Here is a 21,209-nt window from a genome sequence, read left to right as displayed (position 1 = left end):
CCAACGGGAGAAAAAGACAGATGGCTCGGATCACGTTACGTCAACTGCTCGATCACGCGGCGGAGAACGATTACGGCGTACCGGCCTTCAACATCAACAACATGGAGCAGGCGCTGGCGATCATGGACGCGGCCAACCAGGTCGACGCGCCGGTCATCATCCAGGCCTCGCGTGGCGCGCGTTCCTACGCCAACGACGTCATGCTCAAGCACATGATGGACGCGGTGACCGAAATCTACCCGCACATTCCGGTCTGCGTGCATCTGGACCACGGCAACGAGCCCGCGACCTGCATGACCGCGATCCAGGCCGGCTTCACCTCCGTCATGATGGACGGCTCGCTCAAGGCCGACGGCAAGACCCCCGGCGACTGGGCCTACAATGTCGGCGTCACCAAGACCGTGACCGACATGGCCCATCTGGGCGGCATCTCGGTCGAGGGCGAGCTCGGGGTGCTCGGCTCGCTCGAAACAGGCATGGGCGACAAGGAAGACGGCCACGGCGCCGAAGGCAAGCTCAGCCACGACCAGCTGCTGACCAATCCGGACGAAGCCGTGAAGTTCGTGCAGGAGACCAGGGTCGACGCGCTCGCGATTGCGATGGGGACCTCGCACGGTGCCTACAAATTCACCCGCAAGCCCGACGGCGACATCCTCGCCATGAACGTGATCGAGGAGATCCACCGCAAGCTGCCCAACATGCACCTCGTCATGCACGGCTCGTCCTCGGTGCCGCAGGACCTCCAGGACATCATCAACACCTATGGCGGCAAGATGAAGCCGACATGGGGCGTGCCTGTCGCCGAGATCCAGCGCGGCATCAAGAACGGCGTGCGCAAGATCAACATCGACACCGACAACCGCATGGCCATGACCGGCCAGATCCGCAAGGTGCTCAAGGAGCACCCGGAAGAGTTCGATCCGCGCAAATATTTGAAGCCAGCGATGGAAGCGATGACCAAGCTGTGCAAGCAGCGCCTCCAAGAATTCAATACCGCGGGCCAGGCCTCCAAGATCAAGAAGGTGCTGACCACTGCCGAAATGGCCAAGCGCTACGCCAAGGGTGAGCTCGATCCCAAGGTGGCGTGATCCAGTACATACCCTCTCGGTCATTCCGGGGCGCCGCAAAGCGGCGAGCCCGGAATCCATAGCCACAGCCTGGGGTTATGGATTCCGGGCCTGCGCCTTCCGGCGCATCCCGGAATGACGGCTTTCTTTGTGGCACGACACTCCCTCCCCTTTACCCTGCGACGAACGTTAACTCGGCAATTGCCCGAGAACGGTCTATTTTCACGGGCAAGGGCAGAATCGTATTGGGAGGACCTCTCGATGAATCTGACTGAACTCAACAGGATCGCGACAGCCATGGTCGCGCCCGGCAAGGGCATCCTTGCCGCCGACGAATCCTCCGGCACCATCAAGAAGCGCTTTGACGCAATCGGCGTGGAATCGACGGAAGAGAACCGCCGCGACTACCGCGAGATGCTGTTTCGCACCAAGGACGCCATGAGCCAGTACATCTCGGGCGTGATCCTCTATGACGAGACGATCTGGCAGGCGGCCAAGGACGGCACGCCGCTGGTAAAGCTGATCGAGGAGAGCGGCGCGATTCCCGGCATCAAAGTCGACGAGGGCACGCAAGCACTGCCGATGTGTTCGGGTGAGCTCGTCACGGTCGGGCTAGACAAGCTCGCCGAGCGGCTCAAGAAATATTACGAGCGCGGCGCACGCTTTGCCAAATGGCGCGCGGTGATCGACATCGGCAGCGGCATCCCCTCGATGACCGCGATCAGCGTCAATGCCCATGCGCTGGCGCGCTATGCCGCGCTGTGCCAGGCCGCGCAAATCGTGCCGATCGTCGAGCCGGAAGTGTTGATGGACGGCGATCACGACATCGACCGCTGCTATGAGGTCACGCAACGCGTGCTCAACAAGACGTTCCAGGAATTGCGCGTGCAACGCGTCGCGCTCGAAGGAATGGTGCTGAAGCCGAACATGGCGATCTCAGGCAAGAAGTGTCCGAAGCAGGCTTCCGTCGAGGAAGTCGCAGAGAAGACGATGCGGCTGCTCAAGGCCTGCGTGCCCGCAGCCGTGCCCGGCATCGCCTTCCTCTCCGGCGGCCAGTCCGACGAGGAGGCGACCGCGCATCTCAACGCCATGCACAAGCTCGGCCCGCTGCCCTGGGGCCTGACCTTCTCCTATGGCCGCGCGCTCCAGGCCGCGCCGCAGAAGGCCTGGTCCGGCAAGGCCGAGAACGTCACGGCCGGCCAGCGTGCCTTCAGCCATCGCGCGCGGATGAACGGGCTGGCGTCCAAGGGCGAATGGCAAAGCAGCCTGGAACAGAAGGCAGCCTAGATCTTGTCGAACAAACCGCCTCCGCCGCGCCCGGCGCCGCGCCTCTATCTCGCGACGCCTGTCGTCGATGATCCGGCATCGCTCGCCGCCGAGCTGCCGGGCCTGCTCGCTTCCGCCGACGTCGCCGCCGTGCTGCTGCGGCTGAAGGAGACCGACCAGCGCACCATGATCTCGCGCATCAAGGCGTTGGCGCCGCCGGTGCAGAAGGCGGGCGCAGCACTCCTCGTCGACGGTCATCCTGACATCGTCGCGCGCGGCGGTGCGGACGGCGCCCACCTCACGGGCCTTGCAGCGCTGGAAGAGGCCGCGCCGTCGCTCAAGCCCGATCGCATCGCGGGCGTCGGCGGCCTCGCCACGCGCCACGATTCCATGAGCGCGGGCGAGATGGGGGCCGACTATGTGTTGTTCGGCGAGCCCGACAAGAAAGGCCAGCGGCCGTCGTCCCAGGCCATTGCCGAGCGGCTGGACTGGTGGGCCGAGCTGTTCGAGCCGCCCTGCGTGGGATTTGCCATTTCGCTGGAAGAGGCCCGCGACTTCGCCGCCAGCGGCGCCGATTTCGTGCTGGTCGGGGACTTCGTCTGGGCCGATCCGCGCGGGCCCAAGGCTGCGCTGATCGAAGTCGATGCTGCGATCAAGAAGGCCCATGCGACGGCGCCGGCAGGCCATGATCCTGCGGGTCAGGAGCACGGCTAGCGCCCGACATGAAGCTCCCATGCATCACCATGCTGGCCACGCTGCTGCTCACAGCGCCCGCGGCGGCGCAGCTCCAGATCACCCCGCCGGCCACAACGCCGAGCGCACCCGCGGAAAAACAGAAGCCCAAGCCGCCCACGGCCGCCAAGAAGAAGGAGGCCGCGCCTGCGCCGAAACCTTCGGCCTCCCCCAAACCCTCGCCCTCGCCCAAGCCGGCCGCGACCGTGATCCCCGCGCCGGCGACCGAGGATCCCAATGTCGATCTGGTGTTCGGCGCCTATCAGCGCGGCCAGTACAAGACGGCCTTCGAGCTCGCCAGCGCCCGCGCGCAAGCCGGCGATCCCAAGGCGATGACCATGCTCGGCGAGCTCTATTCCAACGCCATGGGCATCCGGCGCGACTATGCCAAGGCCGCCGAATGGTACAAGCGCGCCGCCGACGCCGGTGATCGCGAGGCGATGTTCGCGCTCGCCATGCTGCGCATTTCGGGGCGTGGCGGCCAGGTCGACAAGGGCGAAGCGGTCAAGCTGATGGCCTCCGCCGCCAAGCTCGGCGAGCCCAAGGCGGCCTATAACCTCGCTCTACTCTATCTCGACGGTCAGACCCTGCCACAGGACGTCAAGCGCTCGGCGGAACTGCTGCGCCTGGCCGCCGATGCAGGCCTGCCCGAGGCTCAATACGCGCTCGCGACCTTCTACAAGGAAGGCACCGGTGTGCCGAAAGACCCGGAACGTGCGGTGCGGCTGCTCCAGGCCGCCTCGCTCGCCGACAATGTCGATGCCGAGGTCGAATATGCGATCGCGATGTTCAACGGCACCGGCACGCCGAAGAACCAGCCGGCGGCCGTCGCGTTGCTCCGCAAGGCGTCCCGCCAAGGCAGCGCGATCGCGCAGAACCGCCTGGCATGGGTGCTGATCAACGGCGTGGGTACACCCGTGGACAAGGTCGAGGGCTTCAAATGGCACCTGGTGGCCAAAACAGCCGGCAAGGGCGATCCCGAGCTCGACAAGCAATTGTCCGACTTGTCGGCCGAGGAGCGGGCCAAGGCGGAGGCCGCCGCCAGGAAATGGCTCGGAACCAAATGACTTGACGTTGGGGCGCTCGCAGGGCACCCAATCCCCCAAACAGGCGGGATTTGCCGCCCTTGCCTCCTATTCTTGCCCCCGATCAAGTCCAGAGCTCATGCTGTATTCAGCCACTATCAACGTCATGGTCAAAGCCGCGCGCCGCGCGGGCCGCAGCCTCAAGCGCGATCTCGGCGAGATCGAGCATCTCCAGGTCTCGTTGAAGGGACCGGCGAATTTCGTCTCGCTTGCTGACAAGCGCGCGGAGGAGATGCTCTACCAGGATCTTGCCAAGGCCCGGCCCGGCTACGGCTTCATCGGCGAAGAGGGCGGCAACCGCGAGGGCACCGACAAGAGCCACACCTGGATCGTCGATCCACTCGACGGCACCACCAACTTCCTGCACGGCATCCCGCAATTCGCAATCTCGATAGGCCTTGCGCGCGAGGGCACCGTGATCGCCGGCGTGATCTACAACCCCGCCAATGACGAGCTTTACATCGCCGAGCGCGGCAAGGGCGCCTTCCTCAACGACCAGCGCCTGCGCGTGGCCGGCCGCCGCCAGCTGAACGAATGCGTGGTGGCCTGTGGCCTGCCCCATATCGGTCGCGGCGACCACGAGGAATTCCGCCGCGAGATGACCGCGATCCAGGATCGCGTCGCGGGCCTGCGCCGCTTCGGCGCCGCCTCGCTCGACCTCGCCTTCGTCGCCGCCGGCCGCCTCGACGGCTATTGGGAGCGGAACTTGTCGCCCTGGGACATCGCGGCCGGGCAGATCATGGTGAGGGAAGCCGGCGGGACGGTGAGCGACATCGACACTCCCGGCGATGCGCTGGTGACGGGACACGTCGTCTGCGGCAACGAGTTCGTGCATGGGGAACTGGTGAAGATCTTGCGGAAGGCCGCGTAAGGCGGGAGCTCGCGCTCCACACTCCGCCGTCATTCCGGGACGCGCCACTGGGCGCGGGCCCGGAATCCATTCATCGACTGTGATTGCGGCCCGACGGATTCTCAGATGCGCAATTGCGCATCATAGTTCGCGCTACGCGCGCCCCGGAATGACGGAAAGAACTGTCAGTGCCCGGTATGCGCCCGCGCCGGCGGGCCGTAGGCCTCGCCTTCCTTCGCAACCTTCGGCTCCCGATCCCCACCCAGCACGCGCTGCACCGAGACGAAGAACACCGGCACCATCAAGAGCGCCAGGATCACCACCGCGATCATGCCGCCCATCACGATGCTGCCCAGCGCCTGCTGGCTGGCGCCGCCGGCACCATGCGCGATCGCCATCGGCAGCACGCCGCAGATGAAGGCGAGGCCCGTCATCAGGATCGGCCGGAAGCGCAGGCGGCAGGCCTCGATGGTGGCTTCCACCAGCGGCTTGCCTTCCTTGCGCAGATCCTTCGCGAACTCGATGATCAGGATCGCGTCCTTCGCGGCGAGGCCGATGATGGTGATCAGGCCGACGGTGAAGTAGACGTCGTTGGGCAGGCCGCGCAGCATGGCGGCGACGACCGCGCCGACGATCCCCAGCGGCACGGTGAGCAGCACCGCGAGCGGAATGGTCCAGCTTTCATAGAGTGCGGCGAGGCACAGGAAGACCACGAACACCGAGAGCGCCAGCAGGAACGGCGCCTGCGAGCCCGACAGCTTCTCCTGCAGCGACTGTCCGGTCCATTCGTAGCCGAAGCCGCGCGGCAATCTGCCCGCGAGCCGTTCCATCTCGGCGATCGCGTCGCCCGAGGTGAAGCCGGGCTTGGCTTCGCCGGAGATGCGCACCGCCGGATAATAGTTGAAGCCGGCGATTTGCGTCGGGCCGCGCGCCCATTCCACCGTGGCGAAGGAGGAGAACGGCACGAGCTGGCCGCGGCTGTTCTTGACGTTGTAATTGAGGATGTCCTCGGTCCGCATGCGGTCGCGGGCATCGGCCTGCACCACGACGCGCTGCATGCGGCCGCGGTTGGGGAAGTCGTTGATGTAGTTCGAGCCGAGATTGGTCGAGATCGTGTTGTTGATGTCTTCGAAGGTGACGCCGAACGCGCCGGCCTTCTCGCGGTCGATCACGAGATTGACCACGCCCGCCTCGGGCAGGCCTTCGACATAGACCTTCTGCAACACGGGACTCGCATTGGCCTCCGCAATCAGCTGGTCGGCGGCACGCGTCAAGGCCGTATAGCCCTTCTGGCCACGATCCTGGAGGCGGAACGAGAAGCCCGAGGAGTTGCCGAGATTGTCGATCGGCGGCGGCTGCAGCGCCGAGATCTTGGCATCGCGAACCGACGCCCCCAGGTCGCGGTTGACGTCGTTGACGATCGCGGCGGCGGAGTCCTGCGGCCCGCGCTCCGACCAGTCCTTCAGCGTGATGAACGCCTGCGCGGTGTTCATGCCCTGGCCGGAGAAGCTGAAGCCGGTGAGGAAGGTGACATTGTCGACGCCCGGCCGCTGCGCCAGGTATTTTTCCACCTTCTCGATCACCGCCTCGGTGCGGGCATAGGACGAGTCCGACGGCGTCTGCACGTCGGTGGTGATGAAACCCTGGTCGTCGACGGGCAGGAAGCCGCCGGGCAGATTGACGAAGGCCCAGGACAGGCCGACCAGCAATGCGGCATAGACCAGCATCAAGCGCCCGGTACGCGTCAGCGAGAAGCCGACCGTACTCGCGTAGCGAAATCGGGCGGCCTCCAGCATGTGGTTGAACCAGCCGAACACGACATTCCTCGAATGACCGTGCCCCTTGGCGACCGGCTTGAGCAGGGTCGCGCACAGCGCCGGCGTCAGCGACAGCGCGAGGAAGGCGGAGAAGCCGATCGCGGCGACCATGGTGACCGAGAACTGGCGATAGATGATGCCGACCGAGCCCGGGAAGAACGCCATCGGCACGAACACCGCCATCAGCACCAGGGTGATGCCGATGATGGCGCCGGTGATCTGCGACATCGCCTTGCGCGTCGCCTCCTTCGGCGGCAGGCCTTCCTCGGCCATGATGCGCTCGACGTTCTCGACCACGACGATGGCGTCGTCGACGAGGATACCTACCGCGAGCACCATGCCGAACATCGAGAGCATGTTGATGGAGTAGCCGGCGAGCAGCAGCGTGGTGCAGGCGCCGAGCAGCGCCACCGGCACCACGATGGTCGGGATGATGGTGTAGCGGATGTTCTGGAGGAACAGGAACATGACCACGAACACCAGCACCACGGCCTCGACCAGCGTCATCAGCACCTTCTTGATCGAGGCCTCGACCACGGGCGTGATGTTGTAGGGAATCTCGTAGGTGATGTTGGCCGGGAAGAAGCGTGACAGCTCCTTCATCTTCGCTTCGACCGCGCTCGCAGTCGCCAGCGCATTGCCGGTCGGCGACATCAGCACGGACAGACCTGCAGTCGGTTTGCCGTCGAGGCGCGTGTTGAACTGGTAGCTGAGGCCGCCGACCTCGATGCGCGCGACGTCGCGCAGGCGCACGGTGGAGCCGTCGGCGTTGGCGCGCAGGATGATGGTGCCGAACTCCTCGGGGGAGGAGAGTTGCCCCTTGACCAGCACCAGCGCGGAGGTGCGCTGGCTCGAGGTCGACGGCTCGGCACCAATGCTGCCCGAGGCAACCTGCGCGTTCTGCGCGGAGATCGCCTTGTTGATGTCGTCAGCGGTCAGCCCATAGCCGACAAGCTTCGCCGGATCGACCCAGACGCGAAGCGAGCGCTCGGTCGAATACAGAGTGGCGCGACCGACGCCGGGAATGCGCCGGATCTCGCCGAGCACGTTGCGGATCATGAAGTCGCCGAGGCCGACCTCGTCGAGGCTGCCGTCGGTCGAATTCAGCGTGATGATCTGGAGCACCGCGCTGGAGGCTTCCTCGATCAGGATGCCCTGTTGCATCACCGCGCGCGGCAGGCGCGCCTCGACGCGCTTGATGCGGTTCTGCACCTCGACCGAGGCGGCGCTGGTATCGGTGCCCGGCTGGAAGTTGGCGATGATCTCGACCTGGCCGAGCGAATCGCTGGTGGATTCGAAGTTGAGGATGTTGGCGGCGCCGTTGAGCTCCTCCTCGATCAGACGCGTGACGCTGTTATAGAGGTTCTCAGGCGAGGCGCCGGGATAGCTGGTCGAGACCGAGATCGAGGGCGGCGCGATGATCGGGTACTGCGCGATCGGCAGCAGCGGCACCGCGATCGCACCGATCAAGCAGATGAACAGCGCGACCACCCAGGCGAAGATCGGCCTGTCGATGAAGAAGCTCGGCATTGCGCGTTACCGCGTAAGCTGCTGGGCGTGCCGGTTGTCCGCGGTCGCGTCCGCCTCCGACCAGGATTGCGGCTTGACCTTGTCGCCGGCCGCGAATTTCTGGAACCCTTCGACCACGACCTTGTCGCCGGCCTTCAGACCTTCCGTGACGAACCATAGGCCGTCCTGCGTCGACCCTGTGCGCACCGGCTGCACGGCGATGTGGTTGTCGTCCTTGACGACGAAAACCTCGCTGCCGCCGCCGCCATTGCGCTGGACCGCCTGCTGCGGCACCGCGATCGCGTCGGAGTCGAGACCCTGGTCGATGCGAACCCGGACATACATGCCCGGCAGCAGCTCGCGCCTGGGATTGCGGAACTCGCCGCGCAACGTCACCTGCCCGGTATGGGCGTCGACCTTGGCGTCGGAGAACAACAGCTTGCCCTCGAGCGAATAGATGGTGTTGTCGTCGAGCACCAGGCGCACCTTGGCGGCATCCGAGGCGATGCGCTCGAGGTCGCCGGTCTCGAAGGCGCGGCGGAGCTGATTGAGCTCGTTCACCGACTGGGTGAAGTCGGCGTAAATCGGATCGAGCTGCTGGATGGTGGCGAGATTGGTCTCGTTCTGGACGGCGAGCGCGCCTTCGCTGACCAGCGCCGCACCGACCACGCCGTCGATCGGCGCACGCACAGTAGCATAGTCGAGATTGAGCTTTGCCCGCGCGAGCTCGGCCTTGCGGCCCTCGACTTCGGCATGGGCCTGGCGTTCGGCCGCGATCGCCTTCTCGTTCTCGGCCTCCGGTGCCGCGCGATCCTTGGTGAGGGTTGCGATACGATGCGCCTGTTGCTTGGCCTGCATCAATGCCGCTTCGGCCTTGGCAAGCGCCGCCTCGTTGGCCATCACCTCGACCTCGAACGGACGCGGATCGATGCGGTAGAGCGCATCGCCCGCCTTCACCTCGCTGCCCTGGCGAAACAGACGCTCGACCACGATGCCCGACACGCGCGGCCGCACGTCGGAGACGCGCGTCGGTGCGATGCGGCCCGGCAGTTCGCGCACGACGGCGCGTGGCTGCGGCTTGACGACGACGATACTCACGTCAGGGGCGGCCGGTTGGGCGGCAGACACGGCGGAGTTGGATTGGTCGCAAGCACCCAGCAGCGGCGCCAGGGCCGCGAGCATCAATGCAACGCATGCCGATCGCGCACGATGTCCTGACATGAAGTGTGGTGCCCCGATGTTGTTGATACTGATCGCATCCCGCACGGGCCCGTTCTAGACCATTGCGCGCGGTTGGTGACGCTAAGATAGAAGGGACTTGCTGCGACGCAACGCATGTTGCGGGCGGCCCATTGTCACACGCTATATCTCATTGAATCAATTCATGTTTCTCTGACTCACTTGATTGTGAGTCGCGTTCCATCGCCGCGTGCTGTGACGGAACATCGCAATCACCCGGCGGCCTTCATCCGATAGTGGCTGATTCCCCATTCGGTTCCACCGGCGTAACCGAACAGGCCCGATGTCGCGAGGAGGAACCATCGCCAGCGACGCATCCAGAGCGCGGTCTCCTCGCCATAGACCCTGCGCAACCTCGCATCGATGGTGCCGCGATGCACATCGAAATTGGCGAGCCAGTCGTTCGCGGTGCGCTGGTAGTGCGTACCGCTCCAGCACCATTCCTTCTCGATCGTGAGGATATCATCGAATTGCCTGACGAGGTGATGGCTCGGTATCAGCCCGCCCGTGAAGACGTGCTGCGCAATCCAGTCGTCGCCATCGCGCGGGTCGAACAGCTGCGAGCCGGAGCGATGGGTGACGGTGTGCATGAAGAACCGCCCCTCCGGCCCAAGCCACGACCGCACGCGCATCATCAGCTTGCGCCAGTTGGTCATCTGCTCGAACATCTCGACCGAGACGATGCGGTCGAACTGGCCGTCGGGCGCGAACACGTTCATGTCCGCGGCGACCGCGCGCAGGTTCAGGAGGCCGCGCCGCCGCGCCTCGCCCTCGACATGGGCGCGCTGCGCCTGCGAGGCCGACACCGCCGTCACCTTCGCGTGCGGAAACTGCCGGGCCATCCACAGCGACAGCGAGCCCCAGCCGCAACCGAGCTCGAGAATGGTCTGGCCATCGGCAAGACCGGCATGCTCGACGGTCTGGCGCAGCGCCTCCTCCTCCGCCTCCTGCAAGGTGGTCGCGTCGGTCTTGTAGAAGCAGGAGGAGAATTTGCGGTTGGGACCGAGCACTTCAGCGAAGAAGGAGGCAGGCACCTCGGCATGCCCGGCCCCCCAGCCCTCCGCGATCGGCCGCAGCATCATCCGCCCGGCAAAGGCGGCATCGTCGCCGGCGCCCGGCGCAGACAGGCGCGTCGCCGTGCGGGAGCACAGGCGCTTGATCGCAGCGCGGATCACGACGTCCGGCAGCGGCACGCGTTCAGCAGTCCCGATGATCGCGGAAACGACGCTCATGCGCCCCCGAATGGCGAGCTTTTTCAGATACCTGCTTATCAAAGCGCCGCTTCCGGCTCGGGTTCCCCAAGCTGTCCCCGGAATCGGCTCATCCGGCGCTTTTTTTGGGCGGGCGCTGTGCCATAGTGCGCACCGCAAGCAAGCTTACGTAACGGATGATACCGCCCATGCCGCCTGGCACTTCCCGCTCCACCATGGATATCGAGTACACCAAGCTGTCCTCGCCCAGCGTCTTCCTGGTGCGGATGCTGGTCTTCCTGGTGCTGTGCACGCTGGTTGGCGTGGTGCTCTACAAGCAGATCATCCAGGCCTTCTTCGCCAATCCCGGGCTCAACGCCCTGATCGGGGCGGTGCTGTTCATCGGCATCGTGCTGGCCTTCCGCCAGGTCATCCGGCTCTATCCCGAAGTCTCCTGGGTCAACAATTTCCGCATCGCCGATCCGGGACTGGCACCGGCCCGCCACCCCAAGCTGTTGGCGCCGATGGCAGCGATCCTCGGCGGCGAACGCTCCGGCCGCATGACCATCACCCAGACCACCATGCGGCACCTGCTCGATTCGATCGCGACCCGCCTCGACGAAGCCCGCGACATCTCCCGCTACATGACCGGCCTCCTGGTCTTCCTCGGCCTGCTCGGCACCTTCTGGGGCCTGATCGAGACGGTCGGCTCGGTCGGCAAGGTGATCGACGGACTCAAGGTCGGGAGTGATTCCGGCGCGCTGTTCGATACGCTGAAGGAAGGCCTCGCAGCCCCGCTCGGCGGCATGGGCATCTCGTTCTCCAGCTCGCTGTTCGGCCTTGCCGGCTCGCTCGTCCTCGGCTTCCTCGACCTGCAATCGAGCCAGGCGCAGAACCGCTTCTACACCGATCTCGAGGACTGGCTCGCCACCACCGTGCGCGAATATGGCAACGGTGAAGCGGCCGTTGCGACAGGCGGCGGCGTCGCCACCGGCGAACTCCAGGCGACCGTCGAGCGGCTGCGCTCCGTGCTGGAGGAAGGCAGCGGCAGCCGCGGCACCACCGCGGCGATGGCGAGCCTTGCCGAAGCCATCCAGGCGCTGGTCTCCCACATGCGAACCGAGCAGCAGATGATTCGCGAATGGGCCGACGGCCAGGGCGAACAGAACCGCGAGATCCGGCGCCTGTTGGAGCGAATCGCGCGTCAGCCCGAGAAGAGCTAGGCGCTCGCGCGGCCCGGACGCCGAGCAACGCGCGGCGATGCCCGGCTGAGCCGGGACTCGAGACGGAAATAGGCCCGGCTCAGCGCGGCAGCGTTGCACGCTGCAGCGCGTCGGGGACACGAGAAACGGAGACGTAAATGGCTCTTGCCCGCGGCCGCCGCAGCGAAGGCAGCCTCAACTACTGGCCCGGCTTCGTCGACGCGCTGTCGACGCTGGTGCTGTCGATCGTGTTCCTGCTCTCGGTGTTCCTGGTGGTGCAGTTCTTCCTGTCGCAGGAGGTGACCGGCAAGGACAAGGCGCTGGAGCAGCTCAACGCCAAGATCGCGCAGCTCAACGAGCTCCTGTCGCTGGAGAAGCTCGGCAAGCTCACCCTCGACGACCAGGTCTCGCAATTGAAGGCGGGCCTCGCCTCGGCCGAGTCGGAGCGCGACCGCATCAAGGGCCTCTATGACGGCCTCGCCGCCGCCGGCAACGACGCGCAAGGCAAGACTTCCGAGCTCGGCAAGGCGCTGGATTCGGAGAAAGCGGTCTCGGCGCGCGCGCTGGCGCAGATCGAGGTGCTGAACCAGCAGATCAGCGCGCTGCGCCGGCAATTGGCGGCGCTGGAAGAGGCACTGGATGCCAGCGAGAAGCGCGACAAGGAATCGCAAAATCGAATTGCCGATCTGGGCTCCCGCCTGAACGTTGCGCTGGCGCAGCGCGTGCAGGAATTGTCGCGCTACCGCTCCGAATTCTTCGGCCGCCTGCGCGCCATTCTCGGCAACCGGCCCGACATCCGCATCGTCGGCGACCGCTTCGTGTTCCAGTCCGAAGTGTTCTTCGACACCGGCCAGGCGACGCTGCTGCCCGAGGGCCGCGCCGAGCTCGAGACGCTGGCGACCGCGCTGATCGAGCTCGACAAGAAGATCCCGAGCGAAATCCCCTGGGTGTTGCGCGTCGACGGCCATACCGATGTGCGGCCGGTGAGCGGCGCGAACTTCAGGTCCAACTGGGACCTGTCGGCGGCGCGTTCGATCTCGGTGGTGCAATACCTGATCTCGCTCGGCGTGCCGGCGCAGCGCCTGGTCGCGGCCGGCTTCGGCGAATTCCAGCCGCTCGATCCCGGCAACACGGAGGAAGCCTACAAGCGCAACCGCCGCATCGAGCTGAAGCTGACGGAGCGGTAGGGGTGAGGGTCGCGCGTTACTCACCCCACCGTCATGGCCGGGCTTGTCCCGGCCATCCACGATCTTCGGTCCTCGCTGATAGAAAGGCGTGGACGCCTGGGACAAGCCCGGGCATGACGACCTTCGTAAAATGAGCGCCCTCCAGCTCCGCCCCTACCGCGCCGAGGACGAGGCCGCCGCGATCGACCTCTGGCATCGCACCTGGCAGCAGGCCTATCCGCAGATCGACTTCGCGGCGCGACTTGCCTGGTGGCGCGAGCGCTGGCGCAAGGATCTGGTGCCGAAGGCGTCCATCGTCGTCGCCGAACAGGACGGCATCCTCACCGGCTTCGTCACGATCGATGGCGACGGCTATCTCGACCAGCTCGTCGTCGATCCCGCCCATTGGGGCTCGGACGCAGCAAGGTTGTTGGTGGACGAGGCCAAGCGCCTGTCGCCATCCGGCGTCACGCTGCTCGTCAACAAGGACAATGCCCGCGCCATCCGCTTCTACGAGCGCAATGGCTTTGCCCATGCCGGCGACGATGTGAACCCGACCTCGGGCCGGCCGGTGCTGAAGATGGCGTGGAGGGCGTGAGGCCCATCACGGCGGGATCCGGGGACGTCTGCCCATCGTTGGTGCCAGAGCAGCGATGACCAGCGGATGGAGACGACCGATGAAGCTGCGCGATCTGGCCCAGGGTTCCTCAGTCTTTTTGACCGTCATCATCGCCGGCTATCTGTCGACGACTTATGTCGACCAGCGCTTTGCCACGCAACTCGATACAAGCGGCCCTGCCCCATCGGCCTGCGTCGGAGAGGACGGCAGCTGGAAGAACTGGCCGTGGCCGAACGCGCCGACACTTTCGCCGAAATGTCCGTAGGCCCACGCGCAATCATCGCCCGTGCTGCCAACCGAATCTGCGAAACAACCCCATGCACAGTAGCCGGCGATAGCGAAATCAACGACTTACGCCGGCAGCAGCAGAGCGCGTTTGATTCGTCTGGCGCAACAGGAACATTCTGGCATGTTCGGGGGGTGACGCTTCGACGTGACGCTCCCAAGCACGGAACGTCGGCTTGAAAGCGCGCCCAGGACCCCCTAGATTCTTGCTGTGAAGCGCGGCCTTCTTCAAAGTCTTCCTCAACTCGCCAGAACAGCCATGTTCGTGGCGATAGCGGCGTTCGTGGTTCAGGTCACCCTGATTTCCATCTCGCAAGCGAAGGCGGCCGTTGGTGCCATGCCGGCGCCTTCCGTCACGTTGATCGGTTCCCTGCATTTCCACGATCAGTTGGCGGGTCACGTGCACTCCCACGGAGACGACGGCGCCGAGGGCCACGTTCATGACGGGCCCGATCACGATGACGACGAGGGGGCTCCAACCCTGGTCTGGACCATGTTTGGCACCTCGATCGCGTCACCGCAGTTCGTGCCGCTGCTCAGCCCCCTCAAGGTGCTGAGCCCTGTCGAACTCCCGGTTGCGCGAGCCATTGTCGGCGTAAGGCCCGACGCACTGATCCGGCCACCAAGTACCTTCAGCATCGCGTAATCCCGGCGGCTCCTTTGGCCGCCGACCTTTCGCATGTCTGAAGGAATTTTCCATGTCGATGAATCAGCGCTGCCCGAAAGGGCGGCCCGCAAGACTTGGCCGAAATAGACTTGACCAAAATCAACTTGGCCGAAATAGACTTGGCCAAAAACGACTTGGCTCGGCGAGGCTTGGTCTAGCCAGCATTTGCTGGCTGGTGAGCCTGCTCTTTGGCCCGTCAGGGGCCGTTGCCCATGAGGGGCACGATCACGGCGACGCCGAAAAAGCGGCCGTTGTATCGTCAGCCTATCCAAGAGTTGCGGCGCGGTCCGAGCTATACGAGATCGTCGGCATTCTGAAAGAGGGCAGGCTTTCCGTCTTCATAGACGATCCCGTCACGAACGAACCGGTTTCGGACGCAGTCGTGCAGGTCACAATCGGCGATTCCGCCCCGACCGAGGCTACGAAAACCGACGAGGGCGCTTACACGGCGGTCGTTCCGGACGGCACGCCGGCGGAATCGGTGGAAGTCATATTCTCGATCAGCGCCAACAGGGGAAGCGATCTGCTGGTGGATTCGCTGGTGCCGACGCGTGCCCGCAATGTGCCGCCGCCAGAGCAGAAGCAAGGCCAGGGCGGGCTCTTCTCAAGCCGAACCGCCTTTGTGGCCTCCGGATTTGCTGCTGTGGGGCTCGGCCTTCTCTATGTCTATTGGAGACGGCGTGGTCGCGGCATGGCCGCTTCCGTTTCTGCGGCGATGGCTGGTGCTTTCGTCATTCTCGCCGCCATCGCGTTCGGCGAAAGCCGAACCAACGCAAGACAGGCCAATCCGCCGGATGTCCCCGCCCTGAGCGATGCCCCACGACGCCTCCAAGACGGCACCGTCTTCGCGGCCAAGCCGACGCAGCGGCTGCTTGATGTGCGGACCGCCGCCGCCGAGCCGCAGACCATTCGCCCCGCCGTCACGCTGATCGGCCGCGTCATCGCCGACCCCAACCGCAGCAGCATCGTGCAAAGCGTCTATGGGGGACGCGTTGTTCCGAGCAGCGGCGGCATACCCCGGATCGGACAAGCCGTCAGCAAGGGCGATCTGCTCATTCAGATCGAGCCGCATCTGCCGATTGCGGACCGCACGACCATCCTCGAGAAGGTCGGCGAGATTGAACAGTTGACGGCGATCACCGAAAACAAGCTGCGCCGCCTGCGGCCGCTGGCCGAGCGGGGCGCGGTGCCCCAAGGGCAGGTCAACGACCTCGAAAGCGAATTGGAGGGTCTCCGGGCGCGCCGCGAAACCGTTCGAAATTCCCGCACCGGGTTCGAGGAGTTGCGAGCATCGACTGATGGCGTCATCACCTCCGCCAAGGTCGTGCCGGGCCAGGTCATTCAGCCGCAGGACGTCCTGTTCCAGATCGCCGATCCCAAGAGCCTGTGGGTCGAAGCCTTGGCCTACGACGATCTGGGTCTGAAGGAGCCTGAAGCTGCGACAGCCACGGCACCGAATGGCCAACCGATTGCGCTCTCTTTCGTCGGAACGAGCCGGGCACTGAGGCAGCATGCATCCGTCGTTCAGTTTGCCATGTCGGAGCCTCCGACAGGCCTCAACATCGGCCAGCCGCTGAACGTGATGGTCCAGAGCGGCGCAGCGGCTACTGGCCTGATCTTTCCTCGCAATGCGGTGGTCCGCAGCGCCAGCGGCGAGAATATCGTTTGGCTGCACCCGGAGCCCGAACGCTTCGAGCCGAGACCGGTTCGCGTGCTGCCGGTCGATGCGACGCGCGTGATCGTGGCGGCCGGCATCAACCCGGGCGAACGCATCGTGGTTCGCGGTACCGACCTCATCAACCAGATCCGGTAGGAACGGCCCATGTTCAAGCTCATCGTGCAGGCAAGTTTGCGCAATCGCCTGTTCGTGCTGGCGGTTGCCGCCGTGCTCGTCGGCTACGGCCTTTTCGTCCTGCCGACCATTTCCGTCGATGTCTTGCCGGACATCAACCGTCCGACGGTCAACATTCTGACCGAGGCGGAGGGGCTGGCGCCCCAGGAAGTCGAGCAGCTCGTGACGTTTCCGATCGAGACGTCGATGAACGGCATGCCCGGCGTGATCCGGGTCCGCTCGGTCTCGGGTGTCGGTCTGTCTGTCGTCTATGTGGAATTCGACTGGGGCGTCGACGTTTACCGCGCCCGGCAATTTGTCTCGGAACGGTTGGCGCTGATCCGCGAGCAATTGCCGTCCTCGGTCAATCCCCAGATGGGCCCGGTGACGTCGATCATGGGCGAGATCATGCTGATCGCCTTGACCAGCGACGGCACGGCCTCGCCCATGGAAGTGCGCGAGATCGCCGATTTTGTCGTCAGGCCGCAGCTTCTCGCCATTCCCGGCGTCGCGCAGGTGATTCCCATCGGCGGAGAGGTCCGCCAATACCGGGTGACGCCGAACGTCGCGACGATGCAGGCGCTCAGCATCACCCACGACCAGATCGAGCAGGCGGTGGCAAAGTTCGGCACCAACAGCGGCGGCGGCTTCGTGGACCAGCATGGCCGCGAATATCTGATCCGCAATGTCGGCCTCACCAGGCGGATCGAGGACCTCGGCAACACCGTTGTTGCGACGCGCGACGCGCAGCCGATCCTGCTCAAGCAGGTCGCATCCGTGGATTTCGCAGCACGCACCAAGCGAGGCGACGCCGGCTATAACGGCAAGCCGGCTGTCATCGTCAGCGTCATGAAGCAGCCGGCTGCCGATACCGTGGCCTTGACGCGCAACATCGAAGCCACGCTTGGGGATCTGCAACGCTCCATGCGTTCTGGGATCAACGTCACCAACGTGCAATTCCGTCAAGCCACGTTCATCGAGACCTCGATAAGCAATGTCGAGCGCGTTCTGGCCGAGGCCGCCGTCGTCGTCGCATTGGTCCTGGTCGTCTTCCTGATGAACGGACGTGCAGCATTCGTTTCGCTGACAGCCATTCCAATATCGATCCTCGTGACGGTCCTGGTGTTCCATGCCTTCGGTCTCACAATCAACACCATGACGCTGGGCGGCCTCGCCATCGCCATCGGCGAACTGGTCGACGATGCGGTGGTGGACGTCGAGAACATCCTGCGGCGCCTGCGGGAGAACGCCGCGTCGAGCACGCCGCGTCCTGCTCTGGACGTGATCTCCGGGGCAAGCCAGGAGGTCCGTTCCAGCATCGTCTACGCAACCATGATCATCGTTCTCGTCTTCGTGCCGCTGTTCGCCCTTCCGGGAATCGAAGGGCGGCTGTTCACGCCGCTCGGCGTGGCCTATGTGGTCTCGATCCTTGCGTCGCTATTGACGTCGGTCACGGTAACGCCCGTGCTGTCCTACTATCTGCTTTCGGGACGAACTCATTCAGGTGACCATGAGAGTTTTGTCGTCACCAAACTGAAGCAGGCGAATCGCCGGGTGCTTGGATGGGCTTTCGGACGGCGGGGTCTCGTGCTGGGCTCCGTCGCGGCGGCGATCGTCGTGGCCAGCTACGCCGCAAGCCAGATGCCCCGCAGCTTCCTTCCGCCGTTCAACGAAGGCACGCTCGTGCTTTCGCTGCAATACAATCCCGGCATTTCCCTCGCGGAATCGCACCGGCTTGGCCTGCTGGCGGAACAATCGCTTGCAAAGGTGCCCGAGGTGAAGTCGGTCGGACGCCGCACCGGCCGCGCGGAGCTCGATGAGCACGCCGAAGGCGTGCACTTCAGCGAAATCGACGTCGATCTCGTTCCGTCAAAACGCCAGAAGGCGGACATCTATGCCAGCATCCGGGAAGTCCTGTCCGCGCTGCCGGCGTCGGTTGCGATCGGACAGCCGATCAGCCACCGCCTGGATCATCTGCAATCGGGTATTCGTGCCCAGATCGTGCTCAAGATCTACGGGCAGGATATCGAGATGTTGCGGCGCCTTGCCGAAACGTCGCGCCAGCGCTTTTCGACGATCCCGGGCCTCGTCGATCTCCAGGTCGAGAAGCAGGTGTTGATCCCCCAGGTTCGGGTTCAGGTCGATCATGCCCGCGCCGCACTTCATGGCCTGACGCCGGCTGCGATCACGCAGGCGCTCGACACGCTGTCCAACGGTCGGAAGGTCTCCCAGATCGTCGACGGCAATCGCCGTTTCGACGTCGTGATGCGTCTTTCGGAGCAGGACCGCTCGACCACGGGACTGCAAAATCTGCTCATCCCGACCGGTCTGGAATTCGTGCCGCTGAGCGCCCTGGCTGAAGTCATCGAGACCGATGGGCCGAACCAGATTCAGCGCGAGGGAACCCAGCGCAGAATCGTGGTCTACGGCAACGGGGACGGACGCCGCGACGTCGCCGATATCGCTGCCGACATTCAGAAGGCCATTCGGGAGCTCGATTTTCCGCAGGGCTACACGACCAACCTTGAAGGGGCATTTCAGGCGCAGCAGGAGGCGTCCTGGCGCATCGGCATTCTCTCGCTGGGCTCCCTCGCAATGATCTTCATCGTTCTCTACAGCCGCTATCGATCAACCGCGCTGTCGCTGATCATCACGGGCGGCATCCCGCTCGCCCTGATCGGCAGCGTGGCCGCCCTGAAGATCGCTGGCCAACCATTGTCGGTGGCGTCGATGATCGGCTTCATCACCCTTGCCGGCATCTCTGCGCGCAATGGCATCTTGAAGATCTCCCATTACATCAATCTCGCGGTCCATGAAGGGGAGCCTTTCGGGACCGGGCTGATCGTTCGGGGCAGCATGGAGCGCCTCAGCCCCGTTCTGATGACGGCACTTTGCGCGGGACTGGCGCTTACGCCGCTCTTGATCGGCGCGGACGAGCCGGGCCGGGAAATCCTGCACCCCGTTGCCGTGACGATCTTCGGCGGTCTGCTCAGCGCCACGATCCTCGATACGGTCGTGACCCCGATCCTGTTTCTGATGTTCGGCAAGCAACCGCTGGAGCGGCTGGCAGCCGGACACGCCACAACGTTCACCCCTGCGGAAGCCTATTGATCTCCGCACAAGACCACCGAGGAGCTACCAATGAGACGATACATCTTCCTGGCCATGATGGCTGTGATCGCCGCCATGCCTGACTTCGCCGCGGCACAGACGAAGGGTAGCAACGGCGGCCCTGTCGTCAAATCTCAAGGACATCCGATCGAGTTTGTCCGCAGGGGCACGGATATCGTCTTTTATGTCGGAGACGACGATGGTTCGCCGCTTTCGACCAAGGAGATGCGAGGTCGCGCAACGATTCAGGACGGCGGCAAGACCGTCACGGTTCCGCTCATTCCGGCCAGTCCCAACATGATGTCGGGAAAGCTTCAGACGGAGCTGTCTCCAAAGGCCATCGTGGTCTTTTCGGCAAGCTTGCACGGTCATTCCCTGACCGCGAGATACACTGCGGAATAATTGCCGCGTGAAGGGCGAAGCACATGCAGCGAGATCGATCATCGGTTCAATTGCCCGGCGTCCCGTTGGCACTTGGTTCGGCTCTCCTGTTCGGTGCTGCAGCGCCCCTTTCGAAACTACTGCTCGCCAGCATCGATCCTCAGATGCTGGCGGGACTGCTCTACCTCGGTGCGGGTCTTGGCCTTGCCGCGGTCCACGTCGCACGGACCGCGATTGGGCTATCGGCGCCGGAGGCTCCGCCAAGACCGCACGACGTGCCGTGGCTGATAGCCATCGTTGTCTTCGGGGGAATTCTGGGTCCGGCATTGCTGATGCTCGGACTTGGCCGAACGTCGGCGTCGTCCGGGTCATTGATGCTGAATCTCGAGAGTCTTGCGACGATGGGGATTGCGTGGCTCGTATTCCGCGAGAATGTCGATCGGCGATTGGTGTTGGGCGCCTTGGCGATCGTTCTCGGCGCAATAGCCCTGTCGTGGGAGGGTCAGAGCCCTTCATTGGATGCGGGCGCGGCGCTGATTGCCGGGGCTTGCTTGTGTTGGGGCATCGACAACAATCTGACGCGGAAACTGTCTTCTGCCGATCCCGTCGTCATCGCAATGATCAAGGGTCTGTTTGCCGGTACGGCAAACATCGCCGGCCGGTTTTGGCTCGGCAACAGCTTACCGCCCACCGGCCTGGCGATTCTCGCGGCAATCCTGGGTTTCTTCGCGATTGGCGTGAGCCTCGTTCTGTTCGTGCTCGCCCTTCGTCATCTCGGCACGGCCCGTACAGGCGCTTACTTCTCGCTCTCTCCTTTCATTGGCGCGCTGATCGCCTTGGGCCTGGGCGATCCCTTCACAGCGAAGCTTGTCATCGCCGCACTGCTGATGGGATTGGGCCTGTGGCTTCATCTCACCGAGCGGCACGATCACGTGCACGTCCATGATGCCATCGCGCATGAACACAAACATGTTCACGACGAGCATCACCAGCATGACCACGCGGGAGCTGTCGTTGAACCGCATTCCCACTGGCACGAGCACAAGCCGTTAAGACACAAGCATCCGCATTATCCCGACCTGCACCACCGCCATTCGCATTGAGCACCTTCTCTTGGCGACCTGCTGCCTCGTTACCTTTGAAGGTCGGTTGATTGCGGAACGGCCTGCGTGAGGCTTCTGCGGTACCGAGT

General features: G+C 64.5%; 17 protein-coding genes. 14 read left to right on the top strand and 3 right to left on the bottom strand.

Annotated elements, in window-relative coordinates; all coding sequences use genetic code 11:
- Positions 1 to 20 precede the first annotated feature (20 nt).
- The 5 genes from fba (at position 21) to ACYCVF_RS32930 (ending at position 5,021) form a co-directional block, all read left to right on the top strand.
- A complete protein-coding gene (gene fba / locus ACYCVF_RS32950) occupies positions 21 to 1,088 on the top strand; it encodes a class II fructose-bisphosphate aldolase (RefSeq protein WP_459603800.1) in 1,068 nt (355 codons plus the stop codon).
- Between the two features lie 240 nt (positions 1,089 to 1,328).
- Positions 1,329 to 2,354, top strand: coding sequence for a class I fructose-bisphosphate aldolase (locus tag ACYCVF_RS32945; protein WP_459603799.1), 1,026 nt, complete (start codon positions 1,329 to 1,331; stop codon positions 2,352 to 2,354).
- 3 nt (positions 2,355 to 2,357) lie between these two features.
- Complete coding sequence (locus ACYCVF_RS32940) at positions 2,358 to 3,047, top strand: thiamine phosphate synthase (RefSeq protein ID WP_459603798.1); 690 nt, start codon at positions 2,358 to 2,360, stop codon at positions 3,045 to 3,047.
- An 8-nt stretch (positions 3,048 to 3,055) separates the two neighbouring features.
- A complete protein-coding gene (locus ACYCVF_RS32935) occupies positions 3,056 to 4,132 on the top strand; it encodes a tetratricopeptide repeat protein (protein WP_459603797.1) in 1,077 nt (358 codons plus the stop codon).
- A 97-nt stretch (positions 4,133 to 4,229) separates the two neighbouring features.
- The gene (locus ACYCVF_RS32930; RefSeq protein WP_459603796.1) at positions 4,230 to 5,021 is read left to right on the top strand and encodes an inositol monophosphatase family protein; all 792 of its coding nucleotides are present in this window, start codon (positions 4,230 to 4,232) and stop codon (positions 5,019 to 5,021) included.
- Between the two features lie 164 nt (positions 5,022 to 5,185).
- On the opposite strand, the gene ACYCVF_RS32925 is transcribed toward ACYCVF_RS32930, so the two are convergent.
- From ACYCVF_RS32925 to ACYCVF_RS32915, 3 genes are all read right to left on the bottom strand, one after another.
- Positions 5,186 to 8,347, bottom strand: coding sequence for a multidrug efflux RND transporter permease subunit (locus ACYCVF_RS32925; protein WP_459603795.1), 3,162 nt, complete (start codon positions 8,345 to 8,347; stop codon positions 5,186 to 5,188).
- A gap of 6 nt (positions 8,348 to 8,353) precedes the next feature.
- The gene (locus ACYCVF_RS32920) at positions 8,354 to 9,547 is read right to left on the bottom strand and encodes an efflux RND transporter periplasmic adaptor subunit (protein WP_459603794.1); all 1,194 of its coding nucleotides are present in this window, start codon (positions 9,545 to 9,547) and stop codon (positions 8,354 to 8,356) included.
- Between the two features lie 230 nt (positions 9,548 to 9,777).
- Entirely contained in the window at positions 9,778 to 10,797 is a 1,020-nt protein-coding gene (locus ACYCVF_RS32915) for an SAM-dependent methyltransferase (protein WP_459603793.1), read from the bottom strand.
- A 167-nt stretch (positions 10,798 to 10,964) separates the two neighbouring features.
- On the opposite strand from ACYCVF_RS32915, the gene ACYCVF_RS32910 reads away from it, so the two are divergent.
- From ACYCVF_RS32910 to ACYCVF_RS32870, 9 genes are all read left to right on the top strand, one after another.
- On the top strand, positions 10,965 to 11,978 hold the full coding sequence (locus ACYCVF_RS32910) for a flagellar motor protein MotA (protein ID WP_459603792.1): 1,014 nt from the start codon (positions 10,965 to 10,967) through the stop codon (positions 11,976 to 11,978).
- Positions 11,979 to 12,115: 137 nt separating this feature from the next.
- Positions 12,116 to 13,144: a peptidoglycan -binding protein gene (locus tag ACYCVF_RS32905; RefSeq protein ID WP_459603791.1), complete on the top strand. Its 1,029-nt coding sequence runs from the start codon at positions 12,116 to 12,118 to the stop codon at positions 13,142 to 13,144.
- 130 nt (positions 13,145 to 13,274) lie between these two features.
- A complete protein-coding gene (locus ACYCVF_RS32900; protein ID WP_459603790.1) occupies positions 13,275 to 13,721 on the top strand; it encodes a GNAT family N-acetyltransferase in 447 nt (148 codons plus the stop codon).
- A 79-nt stretch (positions 13,722 to 13,800) separates the two neighbouring features.
- Positions 13,801 to 14,007: a hypothetical protein gene (locus ACYCVF_RS32895; protein ID WP_459603789.1), complete on the top strand. Its 207-nt coding sequence runs from the start codon at positions 13,801 to 13,803 to the stop codon at positions 14,005 to 14,007.
- 279 nt (positions 14,008 to 14,286) lie between these two features.
- Positions 14,287 to 14,673: a hypothetical protein gene (locus ACYCVF_RS32890; RefSeq protein WP_459603788.1), complete on the top strand. Its 387-nt coding sequence runs from the start codon at positions 14,287 to 14,289 to the stop codon at positions 14,671 to 14,673.
- Positions 14,674 to 14,869: 196 nt separating this feature from the next.
- Complete coding sequence (locus ACYCVF_RS32885) at positions 14,870 to 16,507, top strand: efflux RND transporter periplasmic adaptor subunit (RefSeq protein ID WP_459612952.1); 1,638 nt, start codon at positions 14,870 to 14,872, stop codon at positions 16,505 to 16,507.
- Between the two features lie 9 nt (positions 16,508 to 16,516).
- Positions 16,517 to 19,636 (top strand): efflux RND transporter permease subunit, encoded by a 3,120-nt coding sequence (locus ACYCVF_RS32880; RefSeq protein ID WP_459607035.1) that lies wholly within the window; start codon positions 16,517 to 16,519, stop codon positions 19,634 to 19,636.
- Positions 19,637 to 19,690: 54 nt separating this feature from the next.
- A complete protein-coding gene (locus ACYCVF_RS32875) occupies positions 19,691 to 20,038 on the top strand; it encodes a hypothetical protein (RefSeq protein ID WP_459612951.1) in 348 nt (115 codons plus the stop codon).
- Positions 20,039 to 20,061: 23 nt separating this feature from the next.
- Entirely contained in the window at positions 20,062 to 21,120 is a 1,059-nt protein-coding gene (locus ACYCVF_RS32870; protein ID WP_459603784.1) for a DMT family transporter, read from the top strand.
- The last annotated feature ends 89 nt before the right edge of the window (positions 21,121 to 21,209 follow it).

The organism is Bradyrhizobium cedriense (assembly GCF_054602315.1).
This window is presented reverse-complemented; position numbering and strand designations above follow the sequence as displayed.

Excerpts from the sequence above, each read along its gene's own strand:
- fba (WP_459603800.1), top strand. The coding sequence starts at position 21 with ATGGCTCGGATCACGTTACGTCAACTGCTCGATCACGCGGCGGAGAAC.
- ACYCVF_RS32945 (WP_459603799.1), top strand. The coding sequence starts at position 1,329 with ATGAATCTGACTGAACTCAACAGGATCGCGACAGCCATGGTCGCGCCC.
- ACYCVF_RS32935 (WP_459603797.1), top strand. The coding sequence starts at position 3,056 with ATGAAGCTCCCATGCATCACCATGCTGGCCACGCTGCTGCTCACAGCG.
- ACYCVF_RS32930 (WP_459603796.1), top strand. The coding sequence starts at position 4,230 with ATGCTGTATTCAGCCACTATCAACGTCATGGTCAAAGCCGCGCGCCGC.
- ACYCVF_RS32925 (WP_459603795.1), bottom strand. The coding sequence starts at position 8,347 with ATGCCGAGCTTCTTCATCGACAGGCCGATCTTCGCCTGGGTGGTCGCG.
- ACYCVF_RS32920 (WP_459603794.1), bottom strand. The coding sequence starts at position 9,547 with ATGTCAGGACATCGTGCGCGATCGGCATGCGTTGCATTGATGCTCGCG.
- ACYCVF_RS32915 (WP_459603793.1), bottom strand. The coding sequence starts at position 10,797 with ATGAGCGTCGTTTCCGCGATCATCGGGACTGCTGAACGCGTGCCGCTG.
- ACYCVF_RS32910 (WP_459603792.1), top strand. The coding sequence starts at position 10,965 with ATGCCGCCTGGCACTTCCCGCTCCACCATGGATATCGAGTACACCAAG.
- ACYCVF_RS32905 (WP_459603791.1), top strand. The coding sequence starts at position 12,116 with ATGGCTCTTGCCCGCGGCCGCCGCAGCGAAGGCAGCCTCAACTACTGG.
- ACYCVF_RS32900 (WP_459603790.1), top strand. The coding sequence starts at position 13,275 with ATGAGCGCCCTCCAGCTCCGCCCCTACCGCGCCGAGGACGAGGCCGCC.
- ACYCVF_RS32895 (WP_459603789.1), top strand. The coding sequence starts at position 13,801 with ATGAAGCTGCGCGATCTGGCCCAGGGTTCCTCAGTCTTTTTGACCGTC.
- ACYCVF_RS32890 (WP_459603788.1), top strand. The coding sequence starts at position 14,287 with ATGTTCGTGGCGATAGCGGCGTTCGTGGTTCAGGTCACCCTGATTTCC.
- ACYCVF_RS32880 (WP_459607035.1), top strand. The coding sequence starts at position 16,517 with ATGTTCAAGCTCATCGTGCAGGCAAGTTTGCGCAATCGCCTGTTCGTG.
- ACYCVF_RS32875 (WP_459612951.1), top strand. The coding sequence starts at position 19,691 with ATGATGGCTGTGATCGCCGCCATGCCTGACTTCGCCGCGGCACAGACG.
- ACYCVF_RS32870 (WP_459603784.1), top strand. The coding sequence starts at position 20,062 with ATGCAGCGAGATCGATCATCGGTTCAATTGCCCGGCGTCCCGTTGGCA.